The organism is Pseudomonas sp. SIMBA_041 (assembly GCF_046535095.1).
Lineage (GTDB): Bacteria > Pseudomonadota > Gammaproteobacteria > Pseudomonadales > Pseudomonadaceae > Aquipseudomonas > Aquipseudomonas mucoides.
Window position 1 is genome coordinate 1 of the sequence record NZ_JAWRXJ010000306.1, and the last position, 272, is coordinate 272.

Annotated in this window: 1 pseudogene; it reads left to right on the plus strand. The window is 53.7% G+C overall.

From position 1 onward, the window contains the following. Positions 1-272, plus strand: a pseudogene (locus SB725_RS31265) (amino acid ABC transporter permease); the annotation flags it as partial.

A 272-nucleotide genomic window follows, 5' to 3' on the forward strand; every position in this document is an offset into this window, starting at 1 on the left:
GGGCTTTACCCACACGACCAACGCTGGCGAATTAACCTCGCATTACTGATTGGGCTTGTGTCGATCGCACCAATGTTCTGGAAAATACTCCCGCATCGCGGTCGCTATATTGCGGCCTGGGCGGTGATTTACCCACTGATTGTCTGGTGGCTGATGTATGGCGGTTTTTTTGCTCTTGAGCGGGTTGAAACCCGGCAATGGGGCGGGCTGACGCTAACTTTAATTATTGCATCAGTTGGGATTGCGGGGGCGCTACCGTGGGGGATCTTACT